Raw genomic sequence first — 20,891 nt, 5'->3', positions numbered from 1 at the left:
GCAAGGGAAAAGGGTTGAAACAAGCATAGCACCGGGGACAGGGGCGCTTAAGCGGCCCCTGTCGCAAATGCGTCAGAAGTCATCGCAAATCCGCCGCAGCGCTTGGCCGGCGGCCCGCTTGACGCCACTATCCCACTGTCATGCCGTTTTTATTCTATCGGTCCGATTTGACGTGCGGTGCAATAGGGGCTAGTTCAAGCCAAACCCGGCACCCTAAGTATCGCAACGTATAAGGCACGCCATGAACGTCAGCGTCTTCGATCTGTTCAAGATCGGCATCGGTCCCTCCAGCTCGCACACCGTCGGGCCGATGATCGCTGCGTGCCGCTTCGCCTCGCACATCGAAGACGCCAATCTGCTGAGCTTCGTGCGGCGCGTCAAGGTCGAGCTGTTCGGCTCGCTCGGCGCGACCGGGAAAGGGCATGGCACGGACAAGGCGGTGCTGCTCGGCCTCGAAGGCAATCTGCCCGATCTGATCGACCCGGACGTGATCGAACCACGCCTGCAGGCGATTCGCGAAACGAAGCAACTGGTGCTGCTCGGCAAGCATCCGGTCAAATTCGACGAGCGCGAGCAGCTCGGCTTCTTTCGCAAGCTGATGCCGGGCGCGCCGGGCTCGAGCATCGTGCATCCGAACGGTATGCGCTTTCAGGCCTTCGACGAAAACGGCCAGTTGCTGGTGGAGAAGGAGTATTACTCGATCGGCGGCGGCTTTGTAATCAATCGCGAAGGCGATCGCGTCAATGGCCTGCGTGCTGGGGCGGAAGTGCCGTTCCCGTTTCGGACCGGCGACGATCTGATGCGTGTGTGCCGCGAAACCGGTTTGTCGATCGCCGAGGTCACGCTGCGCAACGAATGCGCTTCGCGCACCGAACAGGAAGTGCGCGAAGGGCTGCTGACGATCTGGCGCGTCATGTCCGCCTGTGTCGAACGTGGCTGCAAGGTGCGTGGCGAGTTGCCCGGCCCGATGCACGTGAAGCGCCGCGCGGCCGACCTGTGCGCGCAATTGCGTTTCCGTTCGGAAGAATCGCTGCGCGATCCGCTGTCGATGCTCGACTGGGTCAATCTCTACGCCATGGCCGTGAACGAAGAAAACGCTGCGAGCGGGCGCGTCGTCACTGCGCCGACCAACGGCGCGGCCGGCGTGATTCCCGCGGTGCTGCATTACTACGTGAAGTTCATGCATGCGTCGAACGACGAGGGCATCGTCACCTTCCTGCTGACGGCCGCGGCAATCGGCATCATCTATAAGGAAACCGCCTCGATCTCGGGCGCCGAAGTGGGCTGTCAGGGCGAGGTCGGCGTTGCGTGCTCGATGGCCGCCGCGGCGCTGGCCGCCGTGATGGGCGGCACACCGACGCAAGTCGAAAACGCCGCCGAGATCGGCATGGAACACAACCTCGGCATGACCTGCGACCCAGTCGGCGGACTCGTGCAGATCCCCTGCATCGAACGTAACGCGATGGGCGCGATCAAGGCGCTGAACGCGGCGCGCATGGCGATGAAGGGCGACGGCCAGCACTACGTGTCGCTCGATAACGTGATCAAGACGATGCGTGAAACCGGCGCGGACATGAAGACCAAATACAAGGAGACGTCGCGCGGTGGACTCGCCGTGAACGTCATCGAGTGTTGAACAAGTTAAGAATCAAAGAGTAACAACAGGACCCAAAGGACCAACAATGAGCCGCTATTCGATATTCAGCCTGTTGCGCAACGGGATGTCGTATCACGAGAACTGGGAGCGTCAGTGGAAGAGCCCGGAGCCCAAGCGTGAATACGACGTCGTGATCGTCGGCGGCGGCGGGCATGGCCTCGCCACTGCCTATTACCTCGCGAAGGAGCATGGCGTGCGCAATATCGCCGTGCTGGAGAAAGGCTGGATCGGCGGCGGCAATACCGCGCGCAATACGACCATCGTGCGCTCGAATTACCTGTGGGACGAATCGGCCGCGCTCTACGAGAAGGCGATGAAGCTGTGGGAAGGTCTGTCGCAAGACCTGAACTACAACGTGATGTTCAGCCAGCGTGGCGTGATGAACCTCGCGCACACATTGCAGGACGTGCGCGACACCGAACGCCGCGTGAATGCAAACCGGCTGAATGGGGTGGATGCCGAGTTCCTCACGCCGGAGCAGATCAAGGAAATCGAGCCGACCATCAATCTGAACAGCCGCTATCCGGTGCTCGGGGCGTCGATTCAACGCCGTGGCGGTGTGGCGCGCCACGATGCGGTGGCGTGGGGCTTCGCACGCGGGGCGGATCAGCATGGTGTCGATATCGTGCAGAACTGCCAGGTCACGGGGATTCGCCGCGACGGCAGCCAGGTGGTCGGCGTGGATACCACCAAGGGTTTCATCAAGGCGAAGAAGGTTGCGGTGGTTGCGGCGGGTAATACTTCGTCGCTCGCCGATATGGCGGGTATCCGCTTGCCTCTGGAGAGCCATCCTTTGCAGGCGTTGGTCTCGGAGCCGATCAAACCGGTCGTCAATACGGTGGTGATGTCGAACGCGGTGCACGCGTACATCAGCCAGTCCGACAAGGGCGATCTGGTGATCGGTGCGGGCGTCGATCAGTACACGGGCTTCGGTCAGCGCGGCAGCTTTCAGATCATCGAAGGCACGCTCGAAGCGATCGTTGAAATGTTCCCGGTGTTTTCGCGTGTGCGGATGAACCGCCAGTGGGGCGGCATCGTGGACGTGTCGCCGGATGCGTGCCCGATCATCAGCAAGACCGACGTGAAGGGGCTTTATTTCAATTGCGGCTGGGGCACGGGCGGCTTCAAGGCGACGCCTGGTTCGGGTTGGGCCTATGCACACACGATCGCGAAGGACGAACCGCATCCGCTGAACGCGCCGTTCTCGCTGGATCGTTTTTACACCGGCCACCTTATCGACGAACACGGCGCCGCTGCCGTTGCCCACTAACTTCGCAATGAATTGCGTGGGGCCAGAGTAAGCGCTAAAGCGCCAACTCTGGCCGACAGAGGAGAACCAGATGCTTTTGATCGAATGCCCTTGGTGCGGGCCACGCGCCGAAACCGAATTTTCCTGCGGCGGCGAAGCCGATATTGCGCGTCCGCTCGACACCGACAAGCTCACCGACAAGGAATGGGGCGACTACCTGTTCATGCGCAAGAATTCGCGCGGCGTGCATCGCGAGCAATGGATGCACACGCAAGGATGCCGCCGCTGGTTCAAGGCCCAGCGCGACACCGTGAGCTACGAGATTCAGGGCTACGAGACGTTCGAACGTCCGCTGCTCGCGATGGACAGCAACGAGGCTAACGCACAAGACAAGGCACACGAGGGCAAGGCACCATGAGCCAGAAAGACCGACTCCCCAGCGGCGGGCGCATCAACCGCGCGATCGTACTGAACTTCACGTTCAACGGCCGCAAGTACCAGGGTTACCAAGGCGATACGCTCGCGTCCGCGCTGCTCGCGAACGGTGAGCACTTCGTGGCACGTAGCTGGAAGTACCACCGGCCGCGCGGCATCGTGACGGCGGGTGTGGAAGAGCCGAATGCGGTCGTGCAGCTCGAAACCGGGGCATACACGGTGCCGAACGCGCGCGCGACTGAAGTGGAGTTGTATCAGGGACTCGTCGCGACCAGCGTGAATGCGCAGCCGAGCATCGAGAAAGACCGCATGGCGATCAACCAGAAGTTCGCGCGCTTCATTCCGGCGGGCTTCTACTACAAGACCTTCATGTGGCCGCGCAAATTCTGGCCGAAATATGAGGAAGTGATCCGCGATGCGGCCGGTCTCGGCAAGGCTCCCGAACAAACCGATGCGGACCGCTACGACAAGTGCTTTGCGCATTGCGACGTGCTGGTGGTCGGCGGTGGCCCGACGGGGCTGGCGGCCGCGCATGCGGCGGCATTGTCCGGCGCACGCGTGACGCTGATCGACGATCAGCCGGAGCTCGGCGGCTCGCTGCTGTCGTGCCGCGCGGAGATCGACGGCAAACCTGCGCTGCAATGGGTCCACAAGATCGAGGACGAGCTGCGGCAGATGCCTGACGTGAAGATTCTGTGCCGCAGTACCGCATTCGGTTATCAGGACCATAACCTCATCACCGTCACGCAGCGGCTCACCGAGCATCTGCCGGTGTCGCAGAGAAAGGGTACGCGCGAACTGATGTGGAAGATCCGTGCGAAACGCGTGATTCTCGCAACGGGCGCGCACGAGCGGCCGATCGTGTTCGGCAACAACGATCTGCCGGGCGTGATGCTGGCCTCGGCCGTGTCGACGTATCTGCATCGCTACGCGGTGCTGCCGGGCCGCAATGCCGTGGTGTTCACGAACAACGACGACGGTTATCAATGTGCGCTCGACCTGAAATCGGCCGGTGCCCAGGTGACGGTCGTCGATCCGCGCGCCGGTGAGTCGAAGGGCACGCTGCCCGCGCTCGCACGGCGCTATGGCGTCAAGGTGATGAACGGTGTGGCTGTGACAGCGGCACACGGCAAGCTGCGGGTTGCCTCGGTCGAAGTGGCGTCATATTCGAACGGACAGGTCGGTGCGAAGCAGGGTGAGCTGCCCTGCGATCTGCTCGCGATGTCCGGCGGCTGGAGTCCGGTGCTGCATCTGTTTGCGCAATCGGGCGGTAAGGCGCACTGGCATGACGACAAGGCGTGCTTCGTGCCGGGCAAGGCGATGCAGGCGGAGACGAGCGTTGGCGCGTGCGCCGGCGATTTCACGCTGGGACAGGGGATTCGCTTCGCAGTCGATGCCGGTGTCGAGGCGGCGCGCGCGGCGGGTCACATCGTTGCGCGGCCGAATCCGGTGCACGTGGTCGAGATTACCGAAACGAAGATGCAACCGCTGTGGCTCGTCGGCGGCCGCGAACTCGCGACGCGCGGGCCGAAGCAATTCGTCGACTTCCAGAATGACGTGTCGGCGGCCGATATTTTTCTGGCGGCGCGCGAAGGTTTCGAATCGGTTGAGCACGTGAAGCGCTATACGGCAATGGGCTTCGGTACCGATCAGGGCAAGCTCGGCAACATCAACGGCATGGCGATTCTCGCGCAGGCACTCGGCAAGACGATTCCCGAAACCGGCACGACGACCTTCCGTCCGAACTACACGCCGGTTACGTTCGGCACGTTTGCAGGCCGCGAGCTGGGTGAGTTTCTCGATCCAGTGCGCAAGACCGCCGTGCACGAATGGCACGTGGAAAACGGTGCGGCGTTCGAGGACGTCGGTAACTGGAAGCGCCCCTGGTACTTCGCAAAAGCCGGCGAGGACATGCATGCCGCGGTGGCGCGCGAGTCGCTCGCGGTGCGCACGAGCGTCGGCATTCTCGACGCTTCGACGCTCGGCAAGATCGACATCCAGGGCCCCGATGCGGCGAAGCTGCTGAACTGGGTCTACACGAATCCGTGGAGCAAGCTGGAAGTCGGCAAGTGCCGCTACGGCCTGATGCTCGACGAAAACGGCATGATTTTCGACGACGGCGTGACCGTGCGTCTCGCCGACCAGCATTACATGATGACGACCACCACGGGCGGCGCAGCCCGCGTGCTGACCTGGCTCGAACGCTGGCTGCAAACCGAGTGGCCGGACATGCGCGTGCGGCTCGCTTCCGTGACGGATCATTGGGCGACGTTTGCCGTGGTCGGCCCGAACAGCCGCAAGGTCTTGCAGAAGGTCTGTCACGACATCGACTTTGCAAACGCGGCGTTCCCGTTCATGAGCTATCGCGAAGGCACGGTGGCGGGTGCGGCATCGCGCGTGATGCGGATCAGCTTCTCGGGCGAACTGGCTTATGAAGTGAACGTTCCTGCGAACGTCGGCCGCGCGGTGTGGGAGGCGCTGATGGCCGCGGGCGCGGAATTCGACATCACGCCGTATGGCACGGAAACCATGCACGTGCTGCGTGCTGAGAAGGGCTACATCATCGTCGGGCAGGACACGGATGGGTCGATGACGCCGTACGACCTCGGCATGGGCGGGCTGGTCGCGAAGTCGAAAGACTTTCTGGGCAAGCGTTCATTGACGCGCTCGGATACGTCGAAGGCCGGGCGTAAGCAACTGGTCGGGCTGCTCGCGGACGATCCGTCGTTCGTCATCCCCGAAGGCTCACAGATTGTCGCGGGTCCGTTCCAGGGCGATACCGCACCGATGCTCGGTCACGTCACGTCGAGCTATTACAGCCCGATCCTGAAGCGCTCGATTGCAATGGCGGTAGTGAAGGGCGGTCTCGACAAGATCGGCGAAACGGTCACGATTCCGCTCGCGAGCGGCAGACAGATAGCGGCCAAGGTCACCAGCTCGGTGTTCTACGACAGCGAAGGAGCACGTCAACATGTGGAATGAAACAAGAGGGACGGTGTCGGCAATGGATCGCGCTGTCGGCCAGCAAACGGGCGTGTGGCAGGAGTCGCCGCTGGTGGGCGCGGATGCGCTGCTGAAGAAGCATCAGGCGACGGTGTCGGCGGCCTTTAGATTGAGCGAGCGGCCGTTTCTCGAACTCGTGAATGTGCGTGGCGACACGCGTGACGCGGCGTTCGTGAGCGCGGTGGAAAGCGTGATCGGCTGCCGGCCGCCCGAGAAGGCGAACACCATTGCACGCGGTAATGGTTACGACATGCTGTGGCTCGGTCCTGATGAGTGGCTGGTGCGTTCGGCCATGGCGCACGACGCGACACATACCGCGCCGTTACAGGCGAAGCTCGGTGCGGCATTTGTGGGCGTGTTCGCGTCGGCGGTGGATATCGGCAGCGGCTATACGGTGCTCGAGATCAGCGGCACGCGTACGCGTGAGGTGCTGGCGCGCGGTTGCCCGCTCGATCTGCATCCGAAACTGTTCGGTGAAGGGCAGTGCGCGCAGAGTCACTACTTCAAGGCGTCGATGACGCTGTTGCCCACCGGCGTGGACAGTTTCGATATCGTCGTGCGCCGCAGCTTTGCGGACTACTTCGTGAAGATCATGCTCGATGCGGCTGAGCCGCTGATGTCGTGAAGTGCGGCGGGCGGTGTCTTGCTAGTGAGGCACCGCTCGCGGCTCTCCTGAGCGCCAACTGACATGACGTCGACACGTCTAGCCACCGCGCGTCTCACCGAACGCGCGTGCCAACAGGGCGATGCCCATGCCGCGCTCGCGCTGCTCGATCAGAGCATCGTATTGCGGCACCGGCGCATCGCGTTGATCCGCTATCTCCTTGCGCAGCAGTTGGGCGCGCCGCTGCAGTCGCGGCATCACGAATACGTTGAGAAGATCGCCGCTCGCTTGAGTGCGGACGCGCTTGCGCGGATTGCCGGCGCTGCGCGTGCGCGGTTGCGGCCCTAACGACGCCCTCGTTCCATCCCGATGACGTATTCCTTCTATGTGGCCGATTTATGTCGGCGTCTACTGAATACGCACTGATCGGAACGTCCACGCGGCAGCCGCCGCATCAACGAGGGCATGACATGTCTACCGTTTTTCAGCCTCGCGCGAGCGCAGCCGCCAGACTCGAACGACTGCCGTTCTCCGGATACCACCGGACCATTTTCATCATCATCGCGATCGCCTTCTTTTTCGACTCGGTCGATCTCGGCACGATGACCTTCGTGCTCGGTTCGATCAAGAGCGAATTCCATCTGTCGAGCGCGACGGCGGGCTTGGTCGCGAGTGCGAGCTTCTTCGGCATGGTGATCGGCGCAGCGGTTGCCGGATTACTGGCCGATCGCTTCGGACGGCGCCCCGTGTTTCAGTGGAGTATGGTGCTGTGGGGGCTCGCGTCGTATCTGTGCTCGACCGCGCAGAGCGTCGAGGCGCTGATTTTCTATCGTGTGCTGCTTGGCTTCGGCATGGGCATGGAGTTTCCTATCGCGCAGACGCTCTTGTCCGAATTCGTGCCTGCCAGGTCACGTGGACGACTGATCGCGCTGATGGACGGTTTCTGGCCGCTTGGATTTATTACGGCAGGCGTGGTGTCGTATTTCGTGTTGCCGACGTTCGGGTGGCGCACAGAGTTCGCGCTGCTCGCGATTCCCGCCGTGTTCGTGCTGATCGTGCGCCGCGTCGTGCCGGAATCGCCGCGCTGGCTGGAACATTGCGGGCGCCTCGCCGAGGCGGACAAAATCCTCGCCGAAGTCGAAGTGAAGGTCATGAAAGCGACCGGACTGAGCCAGTTGCGCGCACCGGTGATGTTGCAGGAACCGCCGGCCGCGAAGCGCACGAGTGCATTCCGTGAGATCTGGAGCATGGCCTACCGCCGTCGCACGATCATGGTGTGGACGCTGTGGTTCTTCGCATTGTTGGGATTTTATGGGCTGACGTCGTGGCTCGGCGCGCTGATGCAACAAGCGGGCTTTGCGGTGACGAAGTCGGTGCTGTACACGGTGCTGATTTCGCTCGGCGGGATTCCGGGTTTCATCTGCGCAGCGTGGTTGGTCGAACGCTGGGGACGTAAGCCGACCTGTATCGCGTCGCTGACCGGCAGCGCGGTGATGGCCTATGTCTACGGACAAACCGCGCTGCACGCGCAAACGCCGACGCTGCTAATCTGCGCCGGTCTTGCGATGCAGTTTTTTATGTTTGCGATGTGGGCGGTGCTTTACACCTATACGCCTGAGCTTTATGGCACGGGAGCGCGGGCTACGGGGTCGGGGTTCGCATCGGCGATTGGCCGCGTGGGGTCGTTGATCGGCCCTTATGTGGTCGGCGTGGTGCTGCCGATGTTCGGGCAAGGTGGCGTGTTTTCGCTTGGCGCGATGTGTTTTGTGATCGCTGCGGCAGCCGTATGGATCATGGGGATTGAGACGCGTGGGCTGGCGCTGGAGACCTTGGTATCTGAAGCGGTTGAGCCGGACGCGCAGGGGGTGTTGAGTCCTGCGCGAGAATGAGTGCTTGCTCGGCACGACGAAAAAGGCCGCGACTAGTTCGCGGCCTTAAGCGTCCTTCTACTGCTGCTCCAGAGAAGACCTACGCTATGTGCTCTTGCTGATCGAACGGTACGCTCGGCGTGCCGGTCTTTCTTTGCTTCGCTGAGATAGTGAATGAATTCATATGTCGGCGCGCACGCTTACCATTCCGAGCGCAACTCCTTCTGGAGTTCGAGGCTATCGGATTCCTTGCTCGTCCACACTCCGAAAACGTCGGTCTTGAGTTCCCGCTTCCGCGAAGCGATCCCATTCGCCACGAAGTACGGCGTCTCCACCCGCGCCAGCGCCTCCCGTCCGCGAATCCGATCGGCGATCTTCTCCGCGAGCGTGATCGTCGGCGCGTTCAGATTACCGGTTGTGATCTGCGGCATGATCGACGCATCGACGACGCGCAGCGCTTCCATGCCATGCACTCGTCCCTCGTTATCCACCACAGCCATATCGTCATAACCCATTTTGCACGAGCACGACGGATGAAACGCGGTCTCCGCACGCATGCGCACGAAAGCATCGAGCTGTTCATCCGTCGTCAACTCCGCGCCCGGATTCAGCTCCTGGCCGCGATAGCGATCCAAAGCCGGCTGCCGCATGATCTCGCGCGTAATACGAATCCCGTCACGGAATTCCCGCCAGTCGAGCGGATCGGCCATGTAATTGAACAGGATGCTCGGATGCGCGGCAGGATCGCGTGACGTGAGCTTCACGCGTCCACGGCTTGGCGACCGCATCGAGCCGACATGCGCCTGGAAACCGTGCATCTTGATCGCGTTGGAACCGTTGTAGTTGATCGCGACGGGCAGGAAGTGATACTGGATGTTCGGCCACAGATCCTCATCGCGGGTACGGATGAAGCCGCCCGCTTCGAACTGATTGCTCGCGCCAATACCCGTGCCGTTAAGCATCCATTCAAGTCCGATGGCCGGCTGATTCCACCATTGCAACGCGGGATACAGCGAAACCGGCTCCTTGCATTCGTACTGGATGTACATCTCCAGATGGTCCTGCAGGTTTTCGCCGACGCCTGGCAGATCGTGCACGAGCGGCACGTCGAGCTCGCGCAGCCACGTCGAACGGCCTACGCCCGAGCGCTGCAACAATTGCGGCGAGGCAATCGCGCCACTGCACACCAGCACTTCGCGGCGAGCATGCGCAGTTTCGGCATTACCGTGATGCAGATACGTGACGCCTATCGCACGCTTGCCGAGGAACAGCACGCGATCGGTCATGGCATGCGTCACGATGGTGAGATTCGGGCGCGTCTTGGCGCGATCCAGATAGCCGCGCGCGGTGCTGGCGCGTCGGCCGTTCGCTGTGACCGTGCGATCCATCGGGCCGAAGCCTTCCTGCTGATAGCCGTTGAGGTCGTCGGTACGCGGAAAACCCGCCTGCACGCCGGCCTCGACCATTGCCGCGAACAAGGGATTGTTGCCGGGCTTGCTCGTCGTCACATGGACCGGGCCGTCGCCGCCGTGATACGCGTTCGCGCCGACATCGCGTGTCTCGGCTTTGCGGAAGTACGGCAGGCAATCCAGATAGGTCCAGTTTTCCAGCCCGGGGCGGCCGGCCCACCCGTCGTAATCGAGCGCGTTGCCGCGGATATAGCACATACCGTTGATCAGCGACGAACCGCCGAGCCCTTTGCCGCGTCCGCACTCCATGCGACGGTTGTTCATATGCGGCTCGGGGTCGGTTTCATACGCCCAGTTATAGCGCCGACCTTGCAACGGATAGGCGAGGGCCGCGGGCATCTGCGTGCGGAAATCAAAGCGGTGGTCGGGGCCGCCTGCTTCGAGGAGCAGCACGGTCACATCCGCGTCTTCGGTCAGGCGAGAGGCGAGCACGTTACCCGCTGAACCCGCGCCTACGATGATGTAGTCGTATTCGTTCGAAGCCATCGCCAACACTCCTTAGAACACCGGTTGATACGGGCCGAGTTCGACCTGCACGGACTTGATGCGCGTGTAGTGTTCGAGCGTGGTGATGCCGTTCTCACGGCCGACGCCCGATTGCTTGTAGCCGCCCACCGGCATTTCCGCGGGCGACTCGCCCCAGGTGTTGATCCAGCAGATACCTGCTTCGAGTCGATGAATTACGCGATGCGCACGCGCCAGGTTCTCGGTGACAACGCCCGCAGCAAGACCGTAAGCGGTGTTATTGGCGCGCGAGATCACTTCGTCTTCGTCGTCGAAAACGAGGATGCTCATCACCGGGCCGAAGATTTCTTCGCGCACGATACGCATGTCGTCATGGCAGCCAGTGAAAACCGTCGGTTCGACGTACTGGCCGTTGCCGAAATGGCCTTCCGTCAGCCGCTTGCCGCCGGCAATGAGCCGCGCGCCTTCCTGCACGCCGCTCTCGATGTAGCCGAGCACTTTCTGCAATTGCGAGGCGCTGACCAGCGGGCCGAAGTTGGTGTCGACGTCCGTGGGCGCGCCGACGCGAATCCGCTTCACACGTTCCAGCACCAGCGCTTCGAACCGTTCCAGCACGCTACGCTGCACGAATACACGTGTGCCGTTCGTACAGACCTGACCGGAGCTGAAGAAATTGGCGCTCATCGCGATGTCGGCAGCGCGTTCGAGGTTGGCGTCGTCGAAGACGAGCAGGGGGGATTTGCCGCCCAGTTCCATCGTCACTTCTTTCAGCGACGAGGCGCCTGCCAGCGACATCACCTTCTTGCCCGTTTCAACACCACCGGTGAACGAAATCTTCTCGATGTCCGGATGTCCAGCGAGCATCGCCCCCACGCGTCCGTCGCCTTGCACGACGTTGAACACGCCGGCCGGTACACCGGCTTCGGTATAAATCTCGGCGAGTTTCAACGCGGACAGCGGCGTGATCTCGCTCGGCTTGAAGATCATCGCGTTGCCGGCTGCCAGGGCGGGCGCCGATTTCCAGCACGCAATCTGGATCGGATAATTCCATGCACCAATTCCAGCACACACACCCAGCGGTTCACGCCGCGTATAAACAAACGACGAAGGCCGCAGCGGAATCTGCTGACCTTCGATGGCGGTCGCCAACCCTGCGTAGTACTCGATCACGTCCGCGCCGGTGACGATATCGACCGCCCGGGTCTCCGCAATCGCCTTGCCGGTGTCGCGTGTTTCGAGTGCGGCGAGTTCGTCATTGCGTTCACGAAGGATCTCGACCGCGCGGCGCAAGATGCGCGAGCGCTGCATCGCCGTGAGCGCGGCCCACTCGCGTTGGCCGTTGCGTGCGGATTGCACCGCGCGATCGACGTCGGCCGCGGAGGCTTGTTGCACGGCGGCGAGCGTTTCGCCCGTGGCGGGGTCGAGCGTGTCGAAGGTCTCGCCACTGGTCGCGTTGACGTAGGCGCCGCCTATGTAGAGACGTTGCGTTTCGAATACCGCCATGAGTTGCTCCTTTTCTGTAAATGTCACCGGTCTAGCTGCGTGCTTCCAGCACCAGATCGATGTATTCGTTTGCGACGCGCAGCGCCGCCTTGGTATCGAACGGCTCACCGGACAAAGCACCGCGCAGCCACAGCCCGTCGATCAACGCCGCGAGGCCGCTCGCCGCACGGCGCGCCGCCGGACGCGGCAGCGCTTTAGAAAAATCCGCACACAGGTTCGAGTTCAAACGCCGCGTGTTCACGTATTGAAGCCGCCGCAATTGCGGCTTGTGCATGCTCTCGGACCAGAAGGCGAGCCACGTCTTCATGACCGGGCCGCTGGTCTGCTCAGCGTCGAAATTTGCCGCGACGACCGCGCGTAGCTTCGAACGAGGATCCGCCTTCGCCGCGCGTCGCCGTCTTGACGTGGCTTGCCACAGATCGCGCAGCACATGGCGCATGGTGGCCTCGAGCAAACCGTCCTTGTCGCCGAAATAGTGGCTGACGATGCCGGTGGAAATGCTAGCGCGCTGCGCGACCGAAGCGAGCGTTGCACCGGCGAGGCCCGTCTGGTCGATGGTCAGCAGGGTCGCGTCGATCAACTGGGCGCGGCGGATTTCGCGCATTCCAAGTTTGGGCATGGTGCTGGAGGCGGCAGGCGCAGGCCGGCCGCCCAAGTGTTCGATGGGGAATACTAGTTTTTTTATATTGAACGGTCAATCAATAAAAACCGGGTTGCATCAGCGTGGGCGTGGGTTGCGCCCGGCGTGTCGGTTCCTGCCAAACCGGTGTCGTGTTCGGTACATGTCCTTTGTTTCAGCGGGCGCTACGCTCGTTGAACGGCGCGTCACGTAGAGTCAGACGCGCCGCTCACGAGACATGGAGACAGACAAATGAGCAGCAATCGCGGCGTCGTGTATCTAGGGCAGGGCAAGGTGGAAGTTCAGTCGATCGACTTTCCGAAGATGGTCGATCCGCGTGGCCGGTCAATCGGCCACGGCGTGATCCTGAAGGTGGTAAGCACGAATATTTGCGGCTCCGATCAGCACATGGTGCGCGGCCGCACGACCGCCGAGGTCGGCCTCGTACTCGGTCACGAGATCACCGGCGAGGTGATCGAGGTGGGCCGCGACGTTGAAACGTTGAAGGTTGGCGACCTGGTGTCGGTGCCGTTCAATGTCGCTTGCGGACGCTGTCCGACCTGCAAGGCGCAGCACACCGGCGTGTGCCTGAATGTGAATCCGTCGCGGGCCGGCGGGGCTTATGGCTACGTGGACATGGGCGGCTGGATCGGCGGCCAGGCCGAGTACGTGCTGGTGCCGTACGCCGACTTCAATCTGCTGAAATTCCCCGACTACGCCCAGGCGATGTCTAAAATCCGCGACCTGACGTGTTTGTCCGACATCCTACCGACCGGCTATCACGGCGCGGTGATGGCAGGCGTGAAGCCGGGCGCCACCGTCTACATTGCGGGCGCAGGGCCGGTAGGGATGGCGGCGGCCGCATCCGCGCGCCTGCTGGGCGCGGCCTGCACGATCGTCGGCGATATGAATGAGGCGCGTCTCGCGCATGCTCGCAAGATGGGTTTCCAGACCATCGACCTGTCGAAGGACGCGACGCTAGGCGAGCAGATCGAACAGATTCTTGGCAAGCCCGAAGTGGATTGCGCGGTGGACTGCGTCGGTTTCGAGGCGCACGGCCATGGCAGCAGCGGCTCGCATGAGGAAGCGCCGGCCACGGTGCTCAATTCGCTGATGGAAATCACGCGAGCTGCGGGCGCGATCGGCATTCCGGGTCTGTATGTAACGGACGATCCGGGCGCCACCGATGCCGCCGCCCGCAAAGGCAGCCTGAGCATCCGTTTCGGCCTCGGCTGGGCCAAGTCGCACTCGTTCCACACCGGGCAGACGCCGGTGATGAAGTACAACCACAATCTGATGCAGGCGATCCTGTGGGACCGCTTGCCGATTGCGGATATCGTGAACGTGACGGTTGTCTCGCTCGACCAGGCCCCGGACGGTTACCGGCAGTTCGATGGCGGCGCGCCGAAGAAGTTTGTGATCGACCCGCACGGGCTGTTGAAAGCGGCTTGAGGGCGGAAAGGGACCGCCTTCGCGGTCCTGCCTGAGACTTTGTCACGCAAGGCAGAACAGCGCGATCACGACGCATGCGTTGAGCGGGTTCCCGTTCGACGCATGTGTTGTGTTCTCAGGCGGTGAAGTTATCAATCAGTGAGGCAATCGACTCAAGCCGCCATCACGGGCGCTGCCGCCAGCGACGGCGCCTGCTTGCGCCGTTCGCGCGTCGGCGCGGTGCCGAACGCGTCGCGATAGCTCTTCGAGAAGTGGCAAGCCGACTGGAAGCCACAAGCCATCGTGATGTGCATGATCGACATGTCGGTCTGCAGCAGCAACTCGCGGGCGCGCCGCAAGCGCAGCGTCAGATAGTAATGCGTCGGCGTCATCCCCAGATGTTCGCGGAACAGGCGCTGCAATTGCCGCTGCGACATGCCGGCGAGCCGTGCGAGCTCTTCGCGTGAAAGCGGCTCTTCGATGTTGTTTTCCATCAGCGAGATCACTTCGAAGAGCGACTTGTTGGCCGATCCAAGTCGCGCCACCAGCGGCATTTTCTGTTGGGCGCTGTTATCGCGCACGTGTTCGACGATGAACTGCTCCGCGATCTGTGTGACGCGCGCTGTACCGACCCTCGGCGTGATCAGGTTGAGCATCATGTCGAGCGGCGCCACGCCACCCGTGCACGTGACGCGATCGCGATCGATCACGAACAGTTCTTTCAGGAAGCGCGTGTCGGGAAACTCTTCCTTGAGCGCCGACATGTTCTCCCAGTGAATCGCACACGCGTAACCGGCCAGCAAGCCGGCACGCGCCAGCGCATAGGTGCCGGTGCACAGGCTGCCGAGCACGCTGCCCATGCGGGCGAAGCGGCGCAGCGCGACGAGGTGGGCAGGGGTGGTGGCGCGCTGCACGTCGATACCGCCGACCACGAACACGATATCCGGCTGACCGACACACTCGACCGGACCGGTATCGACCGAGAGGCCGTTGCTCGCCATCACCGGGCCGCCTTCGGGACTCACAATCGACCAGCGGTAAAGCGTTTGTCCAGTCAGGTAGTTCGCCATGCGGAGAACTTCGATCGCGTTGGTGAACGCGATCATCGTGAAGTTCGGCACCGGCATGAATGCAAAGTGCGACAGCGACGCCGTGCGATCGGTGGACATGGGGGAAATGAATCCTTCGAATCTGTAATGTCGCGTCGCCGTGGGGGGCGGCGACTCCTGCAATTTTGAGGACGAGCGCAACTAACGTGCCATCAGGCTAAACCCTCGGTTGCGCATCAATACAGTCGGATCGCTACGCGAACGGCACCAGAACGGAGCTATGTGAGTCCACACGCGCACCCGAACTGCGCACAACGATCAGCCGCAGTGCAGCAAAAGCGCGAACAGCTAACGATCGTTCGAAACCTGCCATCGCGACTTGTCGAAAAAGGTCGCTCATGGCGGAAAAGGCAAAGAACGCGTCTGAATTCGTAAATTGGCGCGCGGGGCGAGAGTCAAGAATAGACCCAATGCAGACCGGTGGCAGCAGGGCTTCACAGCCCGATCAGCAGCCCGCTTCATAGCCAGGCTTCACAGCCGCTTCCGGTCCTTCGCCAACCACCCCACGGACCTTCCATGTCGAACCCGAATCCTTTCTTCGAAGAATCGCTGGCCACGCGTGACGCGGCGGTGCGCGGCGCCATTTTGAAAGAGCTGGAGCGCCAGCAGTCGCAAGTCGAATTGATCGCGTCGGAAAACATCGTGTCGCGCGCGGTACTCGAAGCGCAAGGCTCGGTGCTGACTAACAAGTACGCGGAAGGGTATCCGGGCAAGCGCTATTACGGCGGGTGTGAATACGCCGACGTGATCGAAACGCTGGCGCTCGATCGCATCAAGCAGATTTTCAACGCGAAATTCGCCAACGTGCAGCCGCATTCCGGCGCGCAGGCCAACGGCGCCGTGATGCTCGCCTTGGTGAAGCCGGGCGACACGGTGCTCGGCATGTCGCTCGACGCGGGCGGCCACCTGACCCACGGCGCCAAGCCGGCAATGTCGGGTAAGTGGTTCAACGCGGTCCAATACGGCGTGAATCGCGACACGATGCTGATCGATTACGAGCAGATCGAGGAACTCGCGCAGCAGCACAAACCGGCGCTGCTGATCGCGGGCTTTTCGGCTTATCCGCGCGCATTGGATTTCGCACGGTTGCGCGCGATCGCCGATGGCGTGGGCGCGAAGCTGATGGTGGATATGGCGCACATCGCCGGGATTATCGCGGCCGGCCGCCACCAGAATCCGGTCGAGCACGCGCATGTCGTCACGTCGACCACGCACAAGACGTTGCGCGGGCCGCGCGGCGGCTTTGTTCTGACGAATGACGAAGACATCGCCAAGAAGATCAACTCCGCCGTGTTCCCGGGCTTGCAGGGTGGCCCGCTGATGCATGTGATCGCCGGCAAGGCGGTGGCGTTCGGCGAGGCGCTGCAACCGGGTTTCAAAACCTACATAGATAACGTGCTCGCGAATGCGCAGGCACTCGGCGAAGTGTTGAAGGCGGGTGGCGTCGATCTGGTCACGGGCGGCACGGACAACCATCTGCTGCTAGTCGATCTGCGCCCGAAGGGCCTCAAAGGCAATCAGGTCGAACAGGCGCTGGAACGCGCGGGCATCACCTGCAATAAGAACGGCATTCCTTTCGACACCGAGAAGCCGACGGTCACCTCCGGCGTTCGCCTCGGCACGCCGGCGGGCACCACGCGCGGCTTTGGCGTAAGCGAGTTCCGCGAAGTCGGGCGGCTGATCGTCGAGGTGCTCGATGCGCTGCGCGATCATCCGGAAGGCCATGCCGCAACAGAACAACGCGTGCGCCGCGAAATTTTCGCGCTGTGCGAACGCTTTCCCATCTACTAAGCACGCCTGGAGCAAACGATGAGCACTCTGCACGACAACAGCATCATCATCGACGGCCTGAACATTTCGAAGTTCGAGCGTTCGGTGTTCGAGGACATGCGCAAGGGCGGCGTAACCGCAGTGAACTGCACGGTGTCGGTCTGGGAAAGCTTCCAGAAAACCGTCGACAACATCGCCGAAATGAAGCAACAGATCCGCGAATACGGCGAGATCCTGACGCTCGTGCGCACCACCGACGACATCTTGCGCGCCAAGAAAGAGAACAAGACCGGCATCATTTTCGGCTTCCAGAACGCGCATGCGTTCGAAGATAACCTCGGCTATATCGAGGCCTTCAAAGACCTCGGCGTGAACGTGGTCCAGCTTTGCTACAACACGCAGAATCTGGTCGGCACGGGCTGCTATGAACGCGACGGCGGTCTGTCGGGCTATGGCCGCGAAGTGATTCAGGAGATGAATCGCGTCGGCATCATGGTCGACCTCTCGCATGTGGGCGGCAAGACGTCGTCCGAAGCGATCGCGGCCTCGAACAAGCCGGTGTGCTACTCGCATTGCTGCCCGTCGGGGCTCAAAGAGCATCCGCGCAACAAGAGCGATGAGCAACTGAAAGAGATCGCCGACGCAGGCGGTTTCGTGGGTGTGACGATGTTCGCGCCGTTCCTCAAGCGTGGCCCGGACGCGACCGTCGAAGACTATATCGAAGCGATCGAATACGTGGTGAACCTGATCGGCGAAGACCAGGTCGGCATTGGTACGGACTTCACGCAAGGCTATAGCACTGAGTTCTTCGACTGGATCACGCACGACAAGGGCCGTTATCGCCAGTTGACGAACTTCGGCAAGGTGGTGAATCCGGAAGGCATCCGCACGATCGGCGAGTTTCCGAACCTGACGGCCGCGATGGAACGCGCCGGCTGGAGCGAGACGCGCATCAAGAAGATCATGGGTGAAAACTGGGTACGCGTGTTCGGCGAAGTCTGGAAAGTTTGATTTCCACCTTATTTTCCACGTTATCGAACGTCACCCCATAAAAAACGGAGCCCCACATGCAACCCCAACTGCCTATCGACGTCGATCCGAACACCGGCGTCTGGACCACCGACGCGCTGCCGATGCTTTACGTGCCGCGTCACTTCTTCACGAATAACCACACGGCTGTCGAGGAAGCGCTCGGCATCGACACGTATGCCGAGATTCTCTACAAGGCCGGCTACAAGTCCGCGTATTTCTGGTGCGACAAGGAAGCGAAACAGCACGGCATTGCGGGCATGGCGGTGTTCGAGCATTACCTGAACCGCCTGTCGCAACGCGGTTGGGGCCTCTTCACGATTACGGAAGCCGATCCGTCCAGCTCGCGCGCCCGCATTGAATTGCACCACTCGTCGTTCGTGCTCGCGCAGCCGGGCAAGGAAGGCAAGCTTTGCTACATGTTCGCCGGCTGGTTCGCGGGCGCGATGGACTGGGTCAACGACACCGCGCCGGATGGACAGCGCAAAGGTCCGCCGTCCCATTCGAAGGAAGCGCGCTGCGCGGCCGAAGGCCACGATCACTGCGTGTTCGAAGTGTCGCCGCTCGCGTCGTAACAACGACGCACACAGCCTATTCATTCCGAGGTCGATCGCGATGCGTTACCCGAACCTTTTCAAGCCTCTCACGCTGAACAAACTGACTTTGCGCAACCGCATCGTCAGCACCGCGCACGCCGAGGTGTATGCGGAGCCGGGCGGCCTGCCCGGCGATCGTTATATCCGTTACTACGAAGAGAAGGCCAAGGGCGGCGTCGGCCTCGCCGTGTGCGGCGGTTCGAGCCCGGTGTCGATCGACAGCCCGCAAGGCTGGTGGAAATCGGTGAATCTCTCGACCGACAAGATCATCGACCCGCTCGCCCGGCTCGCCGAAGCCATGCATCAGCACGGCGCAAAGATCATGATTCAGGCCACGCATATGGGCCGCCGCTCGGCGTTTCATGGCGAGCATTGGCCGCATTTGATGTCGCCATCCGGCGTGCGTGAGCCGGTACACCGCGGCAATGCGAAGATCATCGAAGTGGAAGAGATTCGCCGCATCATCACGGACTTTGCCGCGGCTGCCAAGCGTGTGAAAGATGCCGGCATGGACGGCATCGAGATTTCTGCGGCCCACCAGCACCTGATCGATCAGTTCTGGAGCCCGCGCACGAATTTCCGTACCGACGAATGGGGCGGCTCGCTCGAAAACCGCCTGCGCTTCGGCACGGAAGTGTTGAAGGCGGTGCGCGAAGCGGTAGGCGCGGATTTCTGCGTCGGTTTGCGTATGTGTGGCGATGAATTCCATGAAGACGGTCTCGATCACGAACAACTGAAAGAGATCGCCCAGGCGATGAGCGAAAGCGGTCTGATCGACTACCTCGGCGTGATCGGTTCCGGCGCGGATACGCACAACACGCTGGCGAACTGCATGCCGCCGATGGCGCTGCCGCCCGAGCCGTTCGTGCATCTCGCGGCCGGGATCAAGTCGGTGGTGAAGCTGCCGGTGATGCATGCGCAAAGCATCCGCGACGCGGGCCAGGCGGAACGTCTGCTCGCAAGCGGCATGGTCGATCTGGTCGGCATGACGCGCGCGCAGATCGCCGATCCGCATATGGTCATCAAGATCCGCGACGGCCGCGAAGACGAGATCAAACAATGTGTCGGCGCGAATTATTGCATCGACCGCCAGTACAACGGCCTGGATGTGCTGTGCGTGCAGAACGCCGCGACGTCGCGTGAAGAAACCATGCCGCACGTGATCGCGAAGACAAGTGGGTCGAAGCGCAAGGTTGTCGTGGTCGGTGCAGGTCCGGCCGGACTGGAAGCGGCGCGCGTGGCGAAGTCGCGCGGTCATGACGTGGTGTTGTTCGAGAAGAACGACTACGTCGGCGGTCAGATCATGCTGGCCGCGAAAGCGCCGCAGCGCGAGCAGATGGCGGGCATCGTGCGCTGGTTCGATATGGAAACGAAGCGTCTCGGCGTCGATCGGCGTCTCGGTGTTGCCGCCGACGAAAAAACCATCATGGCCGAGAAGCCGGACATCGTCGTGCTGGCCACGGGCGGCTCGTCGTTCACGTCGCAAGTCGCGGCGTGGGGCGTCGAAGAAGGGCTCGCGGTCAGTTCATGGGATGTGTTGTCGGGCAAGGTCGAGCCGGGCAAGAACGTGCTGGTGTATGACGGCGTCAGCACGCATGCCGGCGCGGGCGTCGCGGATTTCATGTCGAGCCGCGGCTCGAATGTCGAGATCGTCACGCCTGACGTGAAGGTTGCCGACGATGTCGGCGGCACCACGTTCCCGATTTTCTATCGGCGTCTCTACGCGCAAGGTGTGATTCACACGCCGAACTACTGGCTCGACAAGGTGTACGAGGAAGACGGCAAGAAGATCGCCGTGATCCGCAACGAGTACACGGAAGAGCAGGAAGAGCGCGCGGTCGATCAGGTGGTGATCGAGAACGGCAGCACGCCGAACGACCAGCTCTACTGGACGCTCAAGCCCGAGTCGGTGAATCGCGGCCAGGTGGACGTGCACAAGCTCTTCGCGTCGGAGCCGCAACCGTCGCTCAGCGAAGAACTCGGCAACGGCCGCTTCCTGCTGTTCCGCGTCGGCGACTGCATTTCCATGCATAACATTCACGGCGCTATCTACGACGCGCTGCGCCTTTGCAAGGATTTCTGAC

16 protein-coding genes are annotated in these 20,891 nt (G+C 62.0%); 12 read left to right on the top strand and 4 right to left on the bottom strand.

All coding sequences use genetic code 11. The features are described 5' to 3' along the window. Positions 1-241: 241 nt before the first annotated feature. From M0D64_RS21900 to M0D64_RS21870, 7 genes are all read left to right on the top strand, one after another. The gene (locus M0D64_RS21900) at positions 242-1,636 is read left to right on the top strand and encodes an L-serine ammonia-lyase (protein ID WP_266259205.1); all 1,395 of its coding nucleotides are present in this window, start codon (positions 242-244) and stop codon (positions 1,634-1,636) included. A gap of 46 nt (positions 1,637-1,682) precedes the next feature. Next, positions 1,683-2,927: a sarcosine oxidase subunit beta family protein gene (locus M0D64_RS21895; RefSeq protein ID WP_054038698.1), complete on the top strand. Its 1,245-nt coding sequence runs from the start codon at positions 1,683-1,685 to the stop codon at positions 2,925-2,927. Positions 2,928-2,997: 70 nt separating this feature from the next. Further along, positions 2,998-3,324 carry a sarcosine oxidase subunit delta gene (locus M0D64_RS21890; protein WP_154560707.1) on the top strand — a complete coding sequence of 109 codons (327 nt, stop codon included), beginning with the start codon at positions 2,998-3,000 and terminating at the stop codon, positions 3,322-3,324. Beyond that, entirely contained in the window at positions 3,321-6,323 is a 3,003-nt protein-coding gene (locus M0D64_RS21885; protein WP_266259203.1) for a sarcosine oxidase subunit alpha family protein, read from the top strand. The genes M0D64_RS21890 and M0D64_RS21885 overlap by 4 nt, the downstream gene beginning before the upstream one ends. Beyond that, a complete protein-coding gene (locus M0D64_RS21880; protein ID WP_266259201.1) occupies positions 6,313-6,969 on the top strand; it encodes a sarcosine oxidase subunit gamma in 657 nt (218 codons plus the stop codon). The genes M0D64_RS21885 and M0D64_RS21880 overlap by 11 nt, the downstream gene beginning before the upstream one ends. 63 nt (positions 6,970-7,032) lie before the next feature. Next, entirely contained in the window at positions 7,033-7,296 is a 264-nt protein-coding gene (locus tag M0D64_RS21875; RefSeq protein ID WP_063499004.1) for a hypothetical protein, read from the top strand. A gap of 122 nt (positions 7,297-7,418) precedes the next feature. Further along, positions 7,419-8,837: an MFS transporter gene (locus M0D64_RS21870; RefSeq protein ID WP_266259199.1), complete on the top strand. Its 1,419-nt coding sequence runs from the start codon at positions 7,419-7,421 to the stop codon at positions 8,835-8,837. Positions 8,838-9,016: 179 nt separating this feature from the next. Here the strand turns inward: M0D64_RS21870 and betA are convergent, their stop codons facing one another. Genes betA through betI form a run of 3 tightly spaced genes read right to left on the bottom strand, consistent with a single transcriptional unit; the run spans position 9,017 to position 12,872 of the window. Continuing rightward, positions 9,017-10,771, bottom strand: a complete 1,755-nt coding sequence (gene betA / locus M0D64_RS21865) for a choline dehydrogenase (protein ID WP_266259197.1) — start codon at positions 10,769-10,771, stop codon at positions 9,017-9,019. 12 nt (positions 10,772-10,783) lie between these two features. After that, a complete protein-coding gene (gene betB, locus M0D64_RS21860; protein WP_266259195.1) occupies positions 10,784-12,253 on the bottom strand; it encodes a betaine-aldehyde dehydrogenase in 1,470 nt (489 codons plus the stop codon). Positions 12,254-12,284: 31 nt separating this feature from the next. Next, entirely contained in the window at positions 12,285-12,872 is a 588-nt protein-coding gene (gene betI, locus M0D64_RS21855) for a transcriptional regulator BetI (RefSeq protein WP_154560700.1), read from the bottom strand. A 252-nt stretch (positions 12,873-13,124) separates the two neighbouring features. Here betI and fdhA point away from each other — a divergent pair, with 252 nt between their 5' ends. Further along, a complete protein-coding gene (fdhA, locus tag M0D64_RS21850; protein WP_093644447.1) occupies positions 13,125-14,324 on the top strand; it encodes a formaldehyde dehydrogenase, glutathione-independent in 1,200 nt (399 codons plus the stop codon). A 152-nt stretch (positions 14,325-14,476) separates the two neighbouring features. Here the strand turns inward: fdhA and M0D64_RS21845 are convergent, their stop codons facing one another. After that, complete coding sequence (locus M0D64_RS21845) at positions 14,477-15,472, bottom strand: GlxA family transcriptional regulator (protein WP_154560698.1); 996 nt, start codon at positions 15,470-15,472, stop codon at positions 14,477-14,479. A gap of 456 nt (positions 15,473-15,928) precedes the next feature. Here M0D64_RS21845 and M0D64_RS21840 point away from each other — a divergent pair, with 456 nt between their 5' ends. The 4 genes from M0D64_RS21840 to M0D64_RS21825 are packed head-to-tail and all read left to right on the top strand — an operon-like array spanning position 15,929 to position 20,890. Beyond that, positions 15,929-17,203 carry a serine hydroxymethyltransferase gene (locus M0D64_RS21840; RefSeq protein WP_200620507.1) on the top strand — a complete coding sequence of 425 codons (1,275 nt, stop codon included), beginning with the start codon at positions 15,929-15,931 and terminating at the stop codon, positions 17,201-17,203. A gap of 18 nt (positions 17,204-17,221) precedes the next feature. After that, the gene (locus tag M0D64_RS21835) at positions 17,222-18,193 is read left to right on the top strand and encodes a dipeptidase (protein WP_007177107.1); all 972 of its coding nucleotides are present in this window, start codon (positions 17,222-17,224) and stop codon (positions 18,191-18,193) included. 56 nt (positions 18,194-18,249) lie between these two features. Next, positions 18,250-18,786, top strand: a complete 537-nt coding sequence (locus M0D64_RS21830; protein ID WP_154560696.1) for a DUF5943 domain-containing protein — start codon at positions 18,250-18,252, stop codon at positions 18,784-18,786. Between the two features lie 40 nt (positions 18,787-18,826). Continuing rightward, positions 18,827-20,890 (top strand): NADH:flavin oxidoreductase, encoded by a 2,064-nt coding sequence (locus M0D64_RS21825; RefSeq protein ID WP_266259193.1) that lies wholly within the window; start codon positions 18,827-18,829, stop codon positions 20,888-20,890. Position 20,891 lies beyond the last annotated feature (1 nt).

Source organism: Paraburkholderia sp. WS6, from assembly GCF_030464835.1.
GTDB lineage: Bacteria > Pseudomonadota > Gammaproteobacteria > Burkholderiales > Burkholderiaceae > Paraburkholderia > Paraburkholderia madseniana.
This window is presented reverse-complemented; position numbering and strand designations above follow the sequence as displayed.

Coding starts and splice junctions, on each gene's coding strand:
- M0D64_RS21840 (WP_200620507.1), top strand. CDS start 15,929: ATGTCGAACCCGAATCCTTTCTTCGAAGAATCGCTGGCCACGCGTGAC.
- M0D64_RS21890 (WP_154560707.1), top strand. CDS start 2,998: ATGCTTTTGATCGAATGCCCTTGGTGCGGGCCACGCGCCGAAACCGAA.
- M0D64_RS21885 (WP_266259203.1), top strand. CDS start 3,321: ATGAGCCAGAAAGACCGACTCCCCAGCGGCGGGCGCATCAACCGCGCG.
- M0D64_RS21895 (WP_054038698.1), top strand. CDS start 1,683: ATGAGCCGCTATTCGATATTCAGCCTGTTGCGCAACGGGATGTCGTAT.
- fdhA (WP_093644447.1), top strand. CDS start 13,125: ATGAGCAGCAATCGCGGCGTCGTGTATCTAGGGCAGGGCAAGGTGGAA.
- betI (WP_154560700.1), bottom strand. CDS start 12,872: ATGCCCAAACTTGGAATGCGCGAAATCCGCCGCGCCCAGTTGATCGAC.
- M0D64_RS21875 (WP_063499004.1), top strand. CDS start 7,033: ATGACGTCGACACGTCTAGCCACCGCGCGTCTCACCGAACGCGCGTGC.
- betB (WP_266259195.1), bottom strand. CDS start 12,253: ATGGCGGTATTCGAAACGCAACGTCTCTACATAGGCGGCGCCTACGTC.
- betA (WP_266259197.1), bottom strand. CDS start 10,771: ATGGCTTCGAACGAATACGACTACATCATCGTAGGCGCGGGTTCAGCG.
- M0D64_RS21825 (WP_266259193.1), top strand. CDS start 18,827: ATGCGTTACCCGAACCTTTTCAAGCCTCTCACGCTGAACAAACTGACT.
- M0D64_RS21830 (WP_154560696.1), top strand. CDS start 18,250: ATGCAACCCCAACTGCCTATCGACGTCGATCCGAACACCGGCGTCTGG.
- M0D64_RS21880 (WP_266259201.1), top strand. CDS start 6,313: ATGTGGAATGAAACAAGAGGGACGGTGTCGGCAATGGATCGCGCTGTC.
- M0D64_RS21900 (WP_266259205.1), top strand. CDS start 242: ATGAACGTCAGCGTCTTCGATCTGTTCAAGATCGGCATCGGTCCCTCC.
- M0D64_RS21835 (WP_007177107.1), top strand. CDS start 17,222: ATGAGCACTCTGCACGACAACAGCATCATCATCGACGGCCTGAACATT.
- M0D64_RS21870 (WP_266259199.1), top strand. CDS start 7,419: ATGTCTACCGTTTTTCAGCCTCGCGCGAGCGCAGCCGCCAGACTCGAA.
- M0D64_RS21845 (WP_154560698.1), bottom strand. CDS start 15,472: ATGTCCACCGATCGCACGGCGTCGCTGTCGCACTTTGCATTCATGCCG.